14 protein-coding genes, 6 tRNA genes and 1 rRNA gene are annotated in these 13,421 nt (G+C 60.7%); 1 reads left to right on the top strand and 20 read right to left on the bottom strand.

Annotation, left to right across the window (positions count from 1 at the left end):
- The 10 genes from hisB to VQ071_RS00060 form a co-directional block, all read right to left on the bottom strand.
- Positions 1-618, bottom strand: a complete 618-nt coding sequence (gene hisB / locus VQ071_RS00105; RefSeq protein ID WP_340511804.1) for an imidazoleglycerol-phosphate dehydratase HisB — start codon at positions 616-618, stop codon at positions 1-3.
- Positions 619-1,908, bottom strand: a complete 1,290-nt coding sequence (hisD, locus tag VQ071_RS00100) for a histidinol dehydrogenase (RefSeq protein WP_340511803.1) — start codon at positions 1,906-1,908, stop codon at positions 619-621.
- 108 nt (positions 1,909-2,016) lie between these two features.
- Entirely contained in the window at positions 2,017-2,658 is a 642-nt protein-coding gene (gene hisG / locus VQ071_RS00095; RefSeq protein WP_340511802.1) for an ATP phosphoribosyltransferase, read from the bottom strand.
- Complete coding sequence (locus VQ071_RS00090; RefSeq protein ID WP_340511801.1) at positions 2,655-3,911, bottom strand: ATP phosphoribosyltransferase regulatory subunit; 1,257 nt, start codon at positions 3,909-3,911, stop codon at positions 2,655-2,657. The genes hisG and VQ071_RS00090 overlap by 4 nt, the downstream gene beginning before the upstream one ends.
- A 252-nt stretch (positions 3,912-4,163) precedes the next feature.
- A complete protein-coding gene (locus VQ071_RS00085) occupies positions 4,164-4,712 on the bottom strand; it encodes an acyltransferase (RefSeq protein WP_340511800.1) in 549 nt (182 codons plus the stop codon).
- 3 nt (positions 4,713-4,715) lie between these two features.
- Positions 4,716-5,390, bottom strand: a complete 675-nt coding sequence (ppaX, locus tag VQ071_RS00080; RefSeq protein WP_340511799.1) for a pyrophosphatase PpaX — start codon at positions 5,388-5,390, stop codon at positions 4,716-4,718.
- Entirely contained in the window at positions 5,353-6,444 is a 1,092-nt protein-coding gene (lgt, locus tag VQ071_RS00075) for a prolipoprotein diacylglyceryl transferase (RefSeq protein ID WP_340511798.1), read from the bottom strand. The genes ppaX and lgt overlap by 38 nt, the downstream gene beginning before the upstream one ends.
- A gap of 51 nt (positions 6,445-6,495) precedes the next feature.
- Positions 6,496-7,428 (bottom strand): HPr(Ser) kinase/phosphatase, encoded by a 933-nt coding sequence (hprK, locus tag VQ071_RS00070; RefSeq protein ID WP_340511797.1) that lies wholly within the window; start codon positions 7,426-7,428, stop codon positions 6,496-6,498.
- A gap of 223 nt (positions 7,429-7,651) precedes the next feature.
- Complete coding sequence (locus VQ071_RS00065; RefSeq protein ID WP_340511796.1) at positions 7,652-7,807, bottom strand: hypothetical protein; 156 nt, start codon at positions 7,805-7,807, stop codon at positions 7,652-7,654.
- Between the two features lie 566 nt (positions 7,808-8,373).
- Complete coding sequence (locus VQ071_RS00060; protein WP_340511795.1) at positions 8,374-8,667, bottom strand: alpha/beta fold hydrolase; 294 nt, start codon at positions 8,665-8,667, stop codon at positions 8,374-8,376.
- A gap of 119 nt (positions 8,668-8,786) precedes the next feature.
- On the opposite strand from VQ071_RS00060, the gene VQ071_RS00055 reads away from it, so the two are divergent.
- Positions 8,787-9,005, top strand: coding sequence for a hypothetical protein (locus tag VQ071_RS00055; protein WP_340511794.1), 219 nt, complete (start codon positions 8,787-8,789; stop codon positions 9,003-9,005).
- Positions 9,006-9,101: 96 nt separating this feature from the next.
- Here VQ071_RS00055 and VQ071_RS00050 read toward each other — a convergent pair whose 3' ends face one another.
- From VQ071_RS00050 to VQ071_RS00005, 10 genes are all read right to left on the bottom strand, one after another.
- Positions 9,102-10,223 (bottom strand): ABC transporter ATP-binding protein, encoded by a 1,122-nt coding sequence (locus VQ071_RS00050; RefSeq protein WP_340511793.1) that lies wholly within the window; start codon positions 10,221-10,223, stop codon positions 9,102-9,104.
- A gap of 90 nt (positions 10,224-10,313) precedes the next feature.
- Complete coding sequence (locus tag VQ071_RS00045; protein WP_340511792.1) at positions 10,314-11,411, bottom strand: PucR family transcriptional regulator; 1,098 nt, start codon at positions 11,409-11,411, stop codon at positions 10,314-10,316.
- A 74-nt stretch (positions 11,412-11,485) separates the two neighbouring features.
- Positions 11,486-12,439 (bottom strand): MraY family glycosyltransferase, encoded by a 954-nt coding sequence (locus tag VQ071_RS00040; RefSeq protein ID WP_340511791.1) that lies wholly within the window; start codon positions 12,437-12,439, stop codon positions 11,486-11,488.
- 127 nt (positions 12,440-12,566) lie between these two features.
- Positions 12,567-12,642, bottom strand: a tRNA-Lys gene (locus VQ071_RS00035).
- Positions 12,643-12,649: 7 nt separating this feature from the next.
- Positions 12,650-12,734: transfer RNA gene (locus VQ071_RS00030), tRNA-Tyr, on the bottom strand.
- A 62-nt stretch (positions 12,735-12,796) separates the two neighbouring features.
- Positions 12,797-12,872 (bottom strand) — tRNA-Phe (locus VQ071_RS00025).
- A gap of 20 nt (positions 12,873-12,892) precedes the next feature.
- Positions 12,893-12,969 (bottom strand) — tRNA-Asp (locus VQ071_RS00020).
- A gap of 16 nt (positions 12,970-12,985) precedes the next feature.
- Positions 12,986-13,061: transfer RNA gene (locus tag VQ071_RS00015), tRNA-Val, on the bottom strand.
- Positions 13,062-13,077: 16 nt separating this feature from the next.
- A tRNA-Met gene (locus tag VQ071_RS00010) sits at positions 13,078-13,154 on the bottom strand.
- 141 nt (positions 13,155-13,295) lie between these two features.
- Positions 13,296-13,421, bottom strand: a 23S ribosomal RNA gene (locus VQ071_RS00005); the annotation flags it as partial.

The raw sequence follows: 13,421 nt of genomic DNA, 5'->3' as shown, positions 1-13,421 counted from the left end.
CTACAGCACTCCCTTCGTCGACGGCACGCCCTTCACGCGCGGATCGATCTGCGTCGCTTCGTCCAGCGCGCGTCCCAGCGCCTTGAACACCGCTTCGATCATATGATGCGTGTTCTTGCCATAGTGGACAATGACGTGCAGCGTGATGCGCGACTCCAGCGCCAGCTTCCACAGAAACTCGTGCACGAGCTCCGTGCTGAAGCTGCCGACAGTCTGCGACGGGTACTCCGCGCGGTACTCGAAGTGCGGACGGTTGCTCACGTCGACGATGACCTGCGCGAGCGCTTCGTCCATCGGCACGGACACGCTGGCATAGCGCTTGATGCCGGCCTTGTCGCCGAGCGCTTCCCGCAGCGTCTGCCCGAGACAGATGCCGATATCCTCCACCGTGTGGTGATCGTCGATGTCCACGTCCCCGCGCGCCTCGACCTTCAGGTCGAACTGGCCGTGCTTGGCGAACAGATCGAGCATATGGTTGAGAAAAGGTACGTCCGTCTCCAGGTTAACTTCCCCTGTGCCGTCCACGCCGAATGCGAGCTTGATATCGGTTTCGTTCGTTGTGCGCGCGACTTCAGAGCGCCGCCCGCCGCCTGCCGCCGCCGTAAGTTCCTGTGTCATCTATTGATCTCCGCCTTCCCTCATACGAATCTCTACAGCCCTCGCGTGGGCTTCCAATCCTTCGTGCCGCGCCAGCGTCGCGATGCCCGCCGCATCCCGCAGCAGCGCCTCGCGGCTGTAGCGGATCAGGCTCGACTTCTTCACGAAGTCGTCGACGTTCAGCGGCGAGGAGAACCGCGCCGTCCCATTCGTCGGCAGGATATGGTTCGGACCTGCGAAGTAGTCCCCGACCGGCTCCGAGCTGTACGGGCCGAGGAAGATCGCGCCCGCGTTCTCGATCCGTCCGAGCAGGTCGAGCGGGTCCTCGGTCATAATCTCCAGATGCTCCGGCGCCAGCTTGTTCACGACCGCGATCCCTTCCGCGAGATCGCTCACGGTCAGGATCGCGCCGTACTGCGCCAGCGACCGCTCGGCGATCTCGCGCCGCGGCAGCGTGGCGACCTGCCGCTCCAGCTCCGCCTCGACCTCGCGCGCGAGCCGCTCCGACGGCGTCACCAGCATCGCCGACGCCATCTCGTCATGCTCCGCCTGCGACAGCATGTCGGCGGCTACATAACGCGCGTCGGCCGTGTCGTCCGCCAGCACGACGATCTCGCTCGGCCCGGCGATGCTGTCGATGTCGACGGCGCCGAACACGGCGCGCTTCGCCAGCGCCACATAGATGTTGCCCGGGCCGCAAATCTTGTCCACGGCCGGGATGCTCGCCGTGCCGTAGGCCAGCGCGGCCACGGCCTGCGCGCCCCCGACCCGGTACATCTCGGTGACGCCGGCCTCGGCCGCCGCCACGAGAATGTACGGGTCGATGCCCTCGCGACCGCCGGTCGCCGGCGGCGTCACCATCGCGATCTGCGGCACACCCGCGACCTTGGCGGGCAGCACGTTCATCAGCACGGACGACGGATACGCCGCCTTGCCGCCCGGCACGTACAGGCCGACGCGCGCCAGCGGACGCAGCGACATGCCGAGCATCGTGCCATCCGGCTGCACGTCGATCCACGACTGGCGCTTTTGCTTCTCGTGGAACGCCGTGATGTTGGCTGCCGCCCGGCGCAGCGCCTCCAGAAACGAAGGCTCGACCCGGTCGTACGCGGCCTGAATCTCCGCCGCCGTCACGCGCAGCTCCGAGGCGTCCAGCCGCACCCGGTCGAACGCCTCCGTATACCGCAGCAGCGCGGCGTCTCCCTCCGCCTTGACCGCGGCCACAATCTCGGCGACGGCCGCGTTTTGCACCGGCGAGCCGTACTCGCTCTCCCGCTCCAGCTTGAAGCCGCTCGCTGGTCCTTTGTACATGCCGATTCCTCCCCGACGCTTACTGATTGTGTTGGCGCAGCGTTGCCGCTTGCGCCGCTTTCCGAGCGTCCCGGCCGCGATCTCGCCGTTCTCGAATGAGGCGCGCCTTTAGATTCTCGCCGCCAGCATCTCCGACAGCCGGTCGCACAGCGACTGGATCGCTCCGTTCTGCAGCCGGTAGCTGACGCGGTTCGCGATCAGCCGGCTCGTCACCTCGAACATCGGCTCCATCTCCACCAGCCCGTTTTCCACCAGCGTCTTGCCCGTTTCGACCATGTCCACGATCCGATCCGCCAAGCCGATGAGCGGCGCCAGCTCGATCGAGCCGTTCAGCTTGATGACCTCGACCTGCTGGCCGCGCTCGCGGAAATATTGCGAGGCCACCCGCGGATACTTCGTCGCTACGCGCGGATGGATGACCGGCTCCCAGCCCGGCAGCCCGATGACCGACATCCGGCATCTGGCAATGCCCAGGTCCAGCAGCTCGTAGACGTCCTTGTTCTCCTCCATGAGCACGTCCTTGCCGACGATGCCGATGTCCGCCACGCCATATTCGACGTAGGTCGGCACGTCCACGGGCTTGGCCATGATGAACTCCATGTTCGCCTCCGGGACCGGGATGATGAGCCGGCGCGAATCGTCGAAGTCCTCGGGAATCGGCAGTCCCGCCTGGCGGAACAGCTTGCTGGCCTGCTTGTAGATACGCCCCTTGGGCATCGCAACCTTGAGTACCGTGCCGCCGTCCGTCATACCGGATCTCCTCCGCCCTCTTCGAATGTCAGCACCCGGTCGTACGCGTCGCCCCGATGCCTGGAGCCCGGCGCCGTCGCGGCCGCATGCGCGCGGTCGCCGTCAGCAGCCGCCGAGCCGCCGTTGAGGCCGGCCGCGACCGCTCCAAGCTGCCCGATCCCCTCCGTCACGACCGTCTGCCCCTCGGCGCGCAGCCGGGCCGCCGCCTTGAGCGCGTCCCCTCTGCGATTCGGCGAATATCGGATCAGCACCCGCTCCGGCGTCTCCTGCTCACCCACCGCGACCTCCAGCATCCGCGTCGTCTTGAGCGCGAAGCCGGTCGCGGGCGCCGGTCGGCCGAACTGCGCCAGCAGGTTGTCGTAGCGGCCGCCGCTGCATACCGGGAATCCGAGCTGCGAGGCGTAGCCCTCGAACGTCATGCCTGTATAATAGGAAAAATCACCGATCATCGTCAGGTCGATCAGCACCTGATCCTGCACGCCGTAGGCGCCGAGCACGTCCCACATCTCGCACAGATGCCGGATCGCCTCCCGCGCATCGTCGCTCACGCGCAGCTGCAGCGCCTGATCGCACACTTCCTGTCCGCCGCGCAGACGCAGCAAGCCTTCAAGCTCCCGCAGCACATCCTCCTCCAGCCGCAGCTCGCGAAGGACCGCCCGGTAGCCGACATAATCGCGCTGCAGCAAGCATGCCTTCAGCTGCTCCTGCGCCTCGGTCCGGCCCGGCAGCGTATCGCCGAACAGCCCGTTCAGGAAGCCGACATGGCCGACCGCCATCTTGAATGCGGGCACGCCTGCCGCCTTGAGCGAAGCGATGGCCAGCGCGATCACCTCGGCATCCGCCTCGGGCGACGGATCGCCGATCAATTCGACGCCAGTCTGGAAAAACTCCGCTTCCCGTCCGGCCTCCTCCTCGAAGGCGCGGAATACGTTGGCATGATAGCTGAGCCTCAGCGGGAATGCCTGCTCCTTGAGCAGCGACGACGCGACGCGGGCGATCGGCGCCGTGACGTCGGAGCGCAGCACGATTGTCGTGCCGCGCTGGTTCAGCAGCTTGAACAGCTTCTGATCGGAAGTCGCGCTCGCCACGCCGACCGTATCGTAATATTCGATCGTCGGCGTCATGATCTGTTCGTAGCCCCAGCCCCTCATGCAATCGAGCACCTCATGCTCGATCCGCCGCAGCTTCGCGACCGCATGAGGCAGATAGTCCTTGACGCCGATCGGCTTTTCGAAGCCTTTGGGTTTGGACATTGGTAGACACCTCGCTATAATTGAAGCGGACCAGCCGCCAATACTTCATCGCGTTAAAGCGATACCATGTTACCATACTGCCAAAATAAAGATATTGTTCACTTTATCACGACCGTCCTCAGTCGTCAAGTTGACGGCCCGGGGCATAAAAAAAACCGAAAGCCGACGAAACATCGCCTTCGGTTCTAATACTTGTCGGGCTGCGCTCGCCCTTCGGACGCATCATGGACAACGAGTTCCTCGCGGATGCGGCTACAGCATCGCCGGTTCTTCGACGTCCCGTCCGCCCGCACCGTCCGGCACATCCCGGGGAGGCTCATCTGCGGTCCCGAGCATGCGCAGCGGATTGCCGCCGACGCGCGCATGCGCCGGCACATCCTTGTGCACGACCGAGCCCGCCGCGATCACGGCGTGGTCCCCAATCGTCACGCCCGGCAGAATCGTCACGTTGGCGCCGATCATCACATGCGAGCCGATGACGATGTCGCCGAGCCTGTACTCCTTGATCAGGTACTCATGCGTCAGCAGCGTGGAGTTGTAGCCGACGATGCAATTGTCCCCGATCGTGATCCGCTCCGGGAAAAAAACGTCGACCATCACCATCAGCGCAAACGACGTCTCCTTGCCGACCTTCATGCCGAGCACATGTCGATAAATCCAATTTTTGACCGAGAGCTCCGGGCAGTATCTGGCGATCTGGATAAAAACGAAGTTACGGACAGCCTTAAGCCGCGATACGGTACGATATACCTGCCACAACGCATTGGGCCCTTCGACCGGATACCGCTCGACTCTCCGCACCGTTCATCCCTCCAACCCGCAAAGCGGCAGCAGCCCGCGCATATCGTGTATGATGCGATGCGCGCCGGCCTCCCGCAGCGGCGCTTCTCCCTTGAGCGACCAGGAGACGCCTACCGCATAGCTGCCTGCGGCCAGCGCCGATCCGATATCGACCGTGCTGTCGCCGACCATGATCGCCTGCTCCGGCGCGACGTCCAGCGCGCGCAGCGCCTTCTCGACCGGCTCCGGATGCGGCTTGGCGTGCTCGACATCGTCCAGCGTCACAATCGTATCCATATAATCGTACAGTCCGAGCAGCTTGAGCGCCCGCTCCGTCGTCGGCCGCATCTTGGTCGTGACGACGCCCAGCTTCAGGCCGGCGCTCTTGAGCATCGGCACGACTTCAAGCACACCCGGGAACAATGACACCATGTCGTCGTGATGCGCCATATTATAAGCGCGATAGCCGGCGATCAGATCTTCCACCTGCTCACGCCCCGAGAACTGCTGCAGCTGGGATACAAGCGTCTGCCCCATGATCGGAATGATCTGCTCGCGTCCGAACTCCGGCGGCACGATTCCTTGCAGGCAGGACAGGAACGACTGAATGATCAGCTCATTCGTATCCACGATCGTGCCGTCGAGATCGAACAGTACCGCCTCAATCTTCTTTTCGGTCTTGCCGGTTGTCTGACTCATCTGCAGGCTTCCTTTCTTCCTCCCGCTCCTGTTGGACGGGGTCTTGCACGGGAACAGCGGGAACGGCGGCAACGGCGGGGGAGGCGGTCGGCCCGGCCTCTCCATTCGGCGCGTCGTTCGTCTTGTAGCTGATCAGCGGGTCGAGGTAGCGCTCGCGATTCGGCTGCAAGATGCGCCATACGACGATCGCGATGATGCCTGCGATGACGATCAGCAGCGCGAGCAGCTGCGAGCTGCGCACATTGCCGTAAGCCGGATCGAGCGCGCCCTGCTCGCCGAACATCCAGCCCATCGGCGTCCACAGCGCCTTGAGCAACGATGCGAGCCAGTCCGGTCCCTTGAAGGCCAGGCTGTCCGTGCGCAGCGCTTCGATGAAGAAGCGGCCGATCGAATACCAGATGAAGTATGTAAAAAAGAGCTCGCCTTTGCGCAGGAACTTCTGACGACGCAGCACGAACAGGACGACCAGCCCGAGCAGGCTCCACAGAGACTCGTAGAGGAAGGTCGGGTGATGATAAGCCGCCGCTCCGTTCGCGTCGACGACATACATCTGCCTGACGATGAAGGCCGGCAGATGTAGCTCGCTGCTCAGAAACGTCCCAGTCACCGGCCCGCCGTACGCCTCCTGATTGACGAAGTTGCCCCACCGTCCGATCATCTGGCCTGCGAGCAGGGAAGGCGCGCATATATCGACGACCCGCCAGAACGAATAGCCCTTGTGCCGGAAGTAGAAAAATCCGCATAGCAACGCGCCGATCAGCGCGCCGTAGATGGCGATGCCGCCGTTCCAGATCTGAACGATCTCGCCGGGGTGCTTGCTGTAGTAGTCCCACTTGAACAATACGTAATACAGCCTGGCGGCGATGATCGCCGACGGCACGCCGTACAGCATCAGATCCAGGAAAAAATCGGCGGACAAGCCGAACCGCTTGCCCTCCTGGATGGCGAGCAGAAGCCCGACCAGCGCACCGGTGCCGAGGATAAGCCCGTACCAGTGCACGGGGATGGGACCCAGATGAAATGCAATCGATTCGAGCCGCATGGGCAGCAACATGAGTATCCTCCGTCTCTAAAGCCTTATTCCGAATAGAACCGCCAGCGCGGATTATTCGTTGTCTTCGTCGGCGATCGCTTCGGTGAGTTTGTTGGTGAACTGCAGCGCGGCGTTGTAGCCCATCCGCTTCAGCCGGTAGTTCATCGCCGCCACCTCGAGGATGACAGCCAGGTTGCGGCCCGGACGGACGGGCACCGTCACGAGCGGCACGTCCGTATCGATGATCCGCGTCGTCTCCTCGTCCAGCCCCAGGCGGTCGTATTGCTTGTCCTGCTGCCAATTCTCCAGCCTGATGACGAGCCCGATCTGCTTGGTGTTCCGTACGGCGCCGGCACCGAACAGGGTCATGACGTTCAGAATCCCGAGTCCCCGAATCTCCAGCAAGTGCTGGATCAGCTCCGGCGCGCTCCCGTACAGGAAGTTATCGGCAGTCTGCCTGATCTCGACGGCATCGTCCGCCACGAGCCGGTGGCCGCGCTTGACCAGCTCCAGCGCCGTCTCGCTCTTGCCGATGCCGCTGCCGCCGATAATCAGCATCCCGACGCCGTAGACGTCCACGAGCACACCGTGGATCGTCGTCGTCGGCGCCAGCTTCTTTTCGAGGAAGTTGGTGATCCGGCTCAGCAGCGTCGTCGTCGCCGTACCCGAACGCAGCACCGGCAGATGCCGCTCCTCCGCTACCGCGATCAGCTCCTCCGGCGCATCAAGGCCGCGCGTGATGATGATGCACGGCGTCTCCTCGGCACAAATATGCCGCATCCGCTCCAGACGCTCCTCGCTCGTCAGCCGCTCGAGGAACGCCAGCTCCGTTTTGCCGAGAATTTGCGTCCGCTCGCCCGGATAATAATCATAATAGCCGGCCATCTCAAGGCCCGGCCGGTTCAAGTCGTCCGTCACGATCGTGCGCCGCATGCCTTCCGAGCCGGCGACGACCTCCAGTTGAAATTGCTGCACGAGCTCGGATACCTTCACTTTTTTAGCCATCGTACAGCTCCCTCCAACGCACTCTTCATCTTCATCATCGTAACGAAAATAAGGGAGGAAATCAATGCAAACCGCAGGCGGCGCGGACAGGCGGCGGCATGAAGCGCGATGCGGACGCGAGCGCCGTCCGCATAAAAAAAACCAGCGCTCTTCATAAGAGGCTGGCTCGGTCTGTATCGTCGCTATTCGGTTCGGCTGCCGCGGCCGGGGCGCGCCGGCCGGTTCAGGTCCCCCGGTGCTGCGCGGTGAATGCCTCGAAGAACGGCGTCGTATCGCGCTCCGCCATCGTCGACTCGGCCTCTCTGGACCAGCCGATCTCCGCTCTCCAGCTGCCCAGCAGACCGGTTGCGGCCAGCGCCGTTTGCGCTTCGGTTGTCATGGCAATTCCTCGCCTTCATCTAATATATGTGTCATAACTATCACGTTCGTTTGTTCCTACCCGAGACTACTTGGCACGCTCGCCGTCACCATCACGCTCGTTTGTTCCTACCCGAGACTACTTGGCACGCTCGCCGCCACCATCACACTCGTTTGTTCCTACCCGAGACTACTTAGCCCGCTCGCCGTCACCATCACGCTCGTTTGTTCCTACCCGAGACTACTTAGCCCGCTCGCCGCCACCATCGTGCTCGTTTGTTCCTACCCGAGACTACTTAGCCCGCTCGCCGCCACTATCACGCTCGTTTGTTCCTACCCGAGACTACTTAGCCCGCTCGCCGTCACCATCGTGCTCGTTTGTTCCTACCCGAGACTACTTAGCCCGCTCACCGCCACCATCGTGCTCGTTTGTTCCTACCTGAGACTACTTGCACGCTCGCCGCCACCATCGTGCTCGTTTGTTCCTACCCGAGACTACTTGGCACGCTCGCCGTCACCATCACGCTCGTTTGTTCCTAACTGGGACTATATGACCCACACGGAAGCGCCCCGCCTGCTCACCCTGCGTCAAGGCAACCGCCGGACGCGCAGGAAGCCGATGGTCTCGACCAGCGCCTTCTCTAGCTCCGGCGTCGTCCCTGCATACGGATGCGTGACGTTGAACGTATGATTCGCTCGCTCGATATCATGGAACTGCTGCTGCGGCGCGACGGCTCTGAAGCTTCCGTGCTGCGCGAGCAGCGTCTCGCGGTCCGCACCGCCCTGCACGATGAGCGCGTCTGCACTTACCTCGCCCAGCCTTTCTTCGAGGGCGAAGCGGCCGCCATGGCGCGGCCAGATCGTCGTCGAGCGCCGCCTCAAGCAGGGTGCGCCCCCCTTCGCCCGGACCGCGGGCGGAAGCCGAGCCGCCGTTCCAGACGACCAGCGCGCATATGCAGGAGGAGATACTGCTAGATATCTGACGCACGAACAAGACGACGATGATCTTCGTTACGCACGATATCGACGAAGCGGTATTTCTCGCCGATCGTGTCGTCATCCTCAAGCCCCGTCCCGGCGAGATCAGCACCATCGTTCCCGTCGAGCTCGCCTATCCGCGCAAAAAGACCGGACCTGACTTTCAGTCGCTCCGTCTGAAGGTGTTGAGCCAGTTCGAATCCGGCGAGGAGTTCCAGTTCGCCGACGGCGCGGGGATATAGGATTGGCGTTGCCCGCATGCAAAAGAGGCCTGGCATCCTGCCCCGAAGGGTGGATGCCAGGCCTCTTTTTATAATAGATCCGATAATAGCCGTAAATTAAGCTTCGAGAATGTTCAGCTCGGTGTCTTTGTCGAACAGATGAATCTTGTTCATATCGACCGCAAGCTTAATGTTCTGGCCTTCTTGCAGCTGGGAGCGGCCATCGACACGAGCGATGACGTTGTCCTTGCCCAGTCCGTTCAGATACAGGAACATCTCGTGACCGAGGTTCTCGGAAACTTCAATGCTGGCGCTGATGACGGAGTTCGGAGAAGCTTCGATGAATACCGGCTCTTCGTGCAGATCTTCAGGACGAATGCCGATGATCATCTCGCGGCCGATATAGCCCTTGTCGCGAAGAAGTTGTGCCTTGCCAGCCGGAATGACGACGTTGAAGCCCGTTGCCTTGAAGCGAACGGCGCCGCCTTCTTCGGTCAGTTGACCCGTGATGAAGTTCATCGCAGGAGCCCCGATGAAGCCTGCTACGAACAGGTTGACCGGGTGGTTGTAGAGCTCATCCGGCGTAGCTGCTTGTTGGATGAAGCCGTCCTTCATGACCACGATGCGGTCGCCCATCGTCATGGCTTCCGTCTGGTCATGGGTTACGTAGATGCAAGTCGTCTCAAGACGCTTCATCAGCTTGGAGATGTTCGCCCGCATCTGCGTACGCAGCTTGGCGTCGAGGTTCGACAGCGGTTCGTCCATCAGGAACACTTGCGGTTCGCGTACGATAGCGCGGCCCAGGGCAACACGCTGACGTTGACCGCCGGAGAGCGCCTTCGGCTTGCGGTCGAGCAGATGCTCGATCTCCAGCGTGCGCGCAGCTTCGCGTACGCGGCGATCGATCTCGTCCTTGCGGAACTTGCGGAGCTTGAGGCCGAATGCCATGTTCTGATATACGTTCATGTGCGGGTACAGCGCGTAGGACTGGAACACCATCGCGATATCGCGGTCCTTCGGCGCGACGTCGTTCACGACGCGGTCGCCGATGTACAGCTTGCCTTCGGAGATTTCTTCGAGGCCTGCGATCATACGCAGCGTCGTCGACTTGCCGCAACCGGACGGGCCGACCAGCACGAGGAATTCTTTGTCTTGAATGTCGAGATTAAAGTCGGTTACCGATGCCTTGTCGGAACCCGGATATTTTTTGTATACATGCTCTAAACGTACGCCTGCCATTTGCAAGTTCCCCCTAACGCTTCGTTTAAGGTACGTTCTTATCTTACCTTAGACCGTGACGACTGACTATGCACAATCCGTACAAAAAATTCATTTCCTTTTCGTAACTTTGTACAATAGCATGAGGAGCCGCACCAATATGGCATCGTTGAAGGAACGGACGTCCAAGCCCGCCTCTTGCTTCAACTTATCCAGCCGGTACAGCAGCGTGTTGCGGTGAATGAACAAGCGCTTGGCCGTCTCGCTCACATTGCAGTCCATCGCAAAAAAAGCGTCCAGCGTCGATACCGTCTCCGGATCCGTGAACAAGTCCTGCCTGCCCGACATCTCGTCCATGAATCTGGCCCTGACGGGCTCCGGAATGCCGCTCAGCAGCCGCTCCAGGTGAACCAGCCACGGCATATGCACGTGCATGCCTACATGGAACTTGCGCCCCAGATAGATCGTCTCCCTCAGCATCGCGACCGCGTAGACGAGGCTCTCTGTCGGGATGATCGGTTCGCCGACCGCGACGTGGCAATCGCCGCCCCATTCCTCCGTGAGCATCTGGTGCAGCCCCGTAGCGAGGGATACGAGCGCCTCCTTGGTCTCGCCGCGCTCGATCAGATCCGCTTCGTTCGTCTCTACTTCTGCGAGCAGACGATCGGTGCCCAGGATGAGCCATTCTCTCTCCCGGAGCGGTATCAGCAGCATATCGTCGGATAGATAGGAGCGGAGCACCTTCTCCAGTTCACCGTAGGAGGGCTCCCGATTTTCCGCTTGCTCGCTCATCAGCAGAAACGGAATCATCCCGTCGAACAGCCGGTGGTGGAGCTCGAACCTCTCCGGTATTTCCAGCCTCCACTCGCCGGCGTCGATCGACTGCTGCAGCCATTCTCCGAGCCGACGCGTCTGACGCTCCAGCTCCGAGGCGCTGACGTTGCCCGCCTTCGACATTGAGCCATATTTGGCCAGCCAACTGAGCAGTTCCTTCTCCAGCGGCGTCAGCTCAGCCTGCGCCCGGAGCACCTGCAGCTGATTGCTCTCCGTCTTCGTCACGAGGAGGAATAAACGTTCGAGCTGCAGATGATCGCCCGCCTCCGGCAGCTTCGCACCGCCGGCCTTGGTCCATTCCGCCTTCGTCATGGTAACGCTCTCTACAGGCGCGTTCATCAATTGCTGCAACTGTTGAAGCCTAGAATTGTTCATCCTGCGAGCCCCTCGTCTGCCTGGCGTTAGCCACATTGTACCACATCGGACTCCGGACGGGCCAAGCGCATGCTTCAGATAGGATGCAGCAGCAATACAATAACGACGGACAACAGCGCAAATACGGCAGCAATCAGATAAAGAAACGACACCGTCTGCACCTGCGACAATCCCCACTTCATCAGACTGTGGTGCGTATGGAGGTTATCTGCATGATGAAGCCCTTTGCCCTGGAGCAGCCGCCTTGCAAAGACAATGGCCGTATCCAATATAGGGACGCCCAATGCCAGCAGCGGCACGAGCAGCGATAAAAATGTCGCACCCTTGAGCGTACCGTCCATCGCGATCACCGACAGCATGTAGCCCAGAAAAGTAGCGCCTGCGTCCCCCATAAAAATGCGGGCAGGATGGAAGTTATACGCCAGAAAAGCGAGACATGCCCCCGCGATGGCGAGCGCTGCAAGAGAGGTGACTTCTTGGTGGCTGACGAGCGAGGCGACGAACAGTGTTAACGACGAGATGACCGTTATGCCCGAGGCCAGCCCGTCCACGCCATCGATGAAGTTCAGCATGTTAATGAGAGCGAACACCCAGAGCATCGTGAATATCATGCTCCAGCTATCGCTAAACAATATCATCGACGCCGCTGAGGGGGAGGATACGCCCTTGATGGCAATGCCGAACGCATACGGAATATAGGAGACGATCGTGTAAAGGATCAAGCGGGGCCATACCGGAAAATCGCGTCCTCTGGACTTGAATGCATCATCCGCCAATCCGATCAGCACCAGCACCGCACCGCCGGTCGCTACCGCCTTAAATAGTAAAGTGTCGTGCATAAAGACTGCCGCCGTTATAATAACGCCCGCATAAATTGCGACGCCGCCGCTGAGCGGAATGGGGACTTTATGTATTTTGCGCGCGGTTGGCCGATCGACGAATCCGATGTTTATGGCCAGCAACCGGACGAGGGGAACGAGAGTGAACACGCATAAAAAGGCTAATACGAATACATAGGGATATTTCATACCGATTCCTCCGAATGGACGGGATGCGCTTAACCTTCCCTGCATATCACGCCTTTCATACGGAGATATCCGAATGTTCTTGAAAACACAAAAAAACAGACGACTACGCGTCTGCTTCGTTTTAAACTGGTGAGCCATGAAGGACTCGAACCTTCGACACCCTGATTAAAAGTCAGGTGCTCTACCAACTGAGCTAATGGCTCGGGTAACTGGTGGAGGCTGATGGAGTCGAACCACCGAACCCAGAGGGAGCAGATTTACAGTCTGCCGCGTTTGGCCACTTCGCTAAGCCTCCACGTCATGAACCCGATCCCCGGTAGCTTGCGCACCAACAGGCTTGCATATACCGGAAATGAATGGTGGCTCGGGACGGAATCGAACCGCCGACACGAGGATTTTCAGTCCTCTGCTCTACCGACTGAGCTACCGAGCCGTAAAGATTGCCATTTAAAATGGCGGAGCTGACGGGATTCGAACCCGCGGTCTCCTGCGTGACAGGCAGGCATGTTAGGCCTCTACACCACAGCTCCATGTGGTTAAATCTAATGGTGGAGGCTGAGGGGATCGAACCCCCGACCCTCTGCTTGTAAGGCAGATGCTCTCCCGGCTGAGCTAAGCCTCCACGAGAATTAAAGAGATGGTAGCGGCAGAGGGGATCGAACCCCCGACCTTTCGGGTATGAACCGAACGCTCTAGCCAGCTGAGCTACGCCGCCACGCCACTTTGCGACCGGAGCTTGTCCAGTACGCAGCTTTACAGAGCTTGCGCCCTGAAAACCGGATGCGAAACGAAGATGCGCTTAGAAATTCTCTTGCCTGTGCGGCTTGCCGTCTGTCCGTCAATTGAACGGACAAGTTAGGATAAGCCCTCGACCGATTAGTACTCGTCAGCTACACACATTGCTGTGCTTACACCCCGAGCCTATCAACCTCGTGTTCTCCAAGGGGTCTTACATACTGGGAAATCTCATCTTGAGGCGGGC

This window comes from Cohnella sp. 56, assembly GCF_037963805.1.
Classification (GTDB): Bacteria; Bacillota; Bacilli; order Paenibacillales; family Paenibacillaceae; genus Cohnella.
Note: the sequence above shows the minus strand (reverse complement) of the source record. Positions and strands in the feature narration are given on the sequence as shown.

Coding starts and splice junctions, on each gene's coding strand:
- lgt (WP_340511798.1), bottom strand. CDS start 6,444: ATGTTGCTGCCCATGCGGCTCGAATCGATTGCATTTCATCTGGGTCCC.
- hisD (WP_340511803.1), bottom strand. CDS start 1,908: ATGTACAAAGGACCAGCGAGCGGCTTCAAGCTGGAGCGGGAGAGCGAG.
- hisB (WP_340511804.1), bottom strand. CDS start 618: ATGACACAGGAACTTACGGCGGCGGCAGGCGGCGGGCGGCGCTCTGAA.
- VQ071_RS00065 (WP_340511796.1), bottom strand. CDS start 7,807: ATGACAACCGAAGCGCAAACGGCGCTGGCCGCAACCGGTCTGCTGGGC.
- VQ071_RS00045 (WP_340511792.1), bottom strand. CDS start 11,411: ATGAACAATTCTAGGCTTCAACAGTTGCAGCAATTGATGAACGCGCCT.
- VQ071_RS00040 (WP_340511791.1), bottom strand. CDS start 12,439: ATGAAATATCCCTATGTATTCGTATTAGCCTTTTTATGCGTGTTCACT.
- ppaX (WP_340511799.1), bottom strand. CDS start 5,390: ATGAGTCAGACAACCGGCAAGACCGAAAAGAAGATTGAGGCGGTACTG.
- VQ071_RS00090 (WP_340511801.1), bottom strand. CDS start 3,911: ATGTCCAAACCCAAAGGCTTCGAAAAGCCGATCGGCGTCAAGGACTAT.
- VQ071_RS00055 (WP_340511794.1), top strand. CDS start 8,787: ATGATCTTCGTTACGCACGATATCGACGAAGCGGTATTTCTCGCCGAT.
- VQ071_RS00050 (WP_340511793.1), bottom strand. CDS start 10,223: ATGGCAGGCGTACGTTTAGAGCATGTATACAAAAAATATCCGGGTTCC.
- hprK (WP_340511797.1), bottom strand. CDS start 7,428: ATGGCTAAAAAAGTGAAGGTATCCGAGCTCGTGCAGCAATTTCAACTG.
- hisG (WP_340511802.1), bottom strand. CDS start 2,658: ATGACGGACGGCGGCACGGTACTCAAGGTTGCGATGCCCAAGGGGCGT.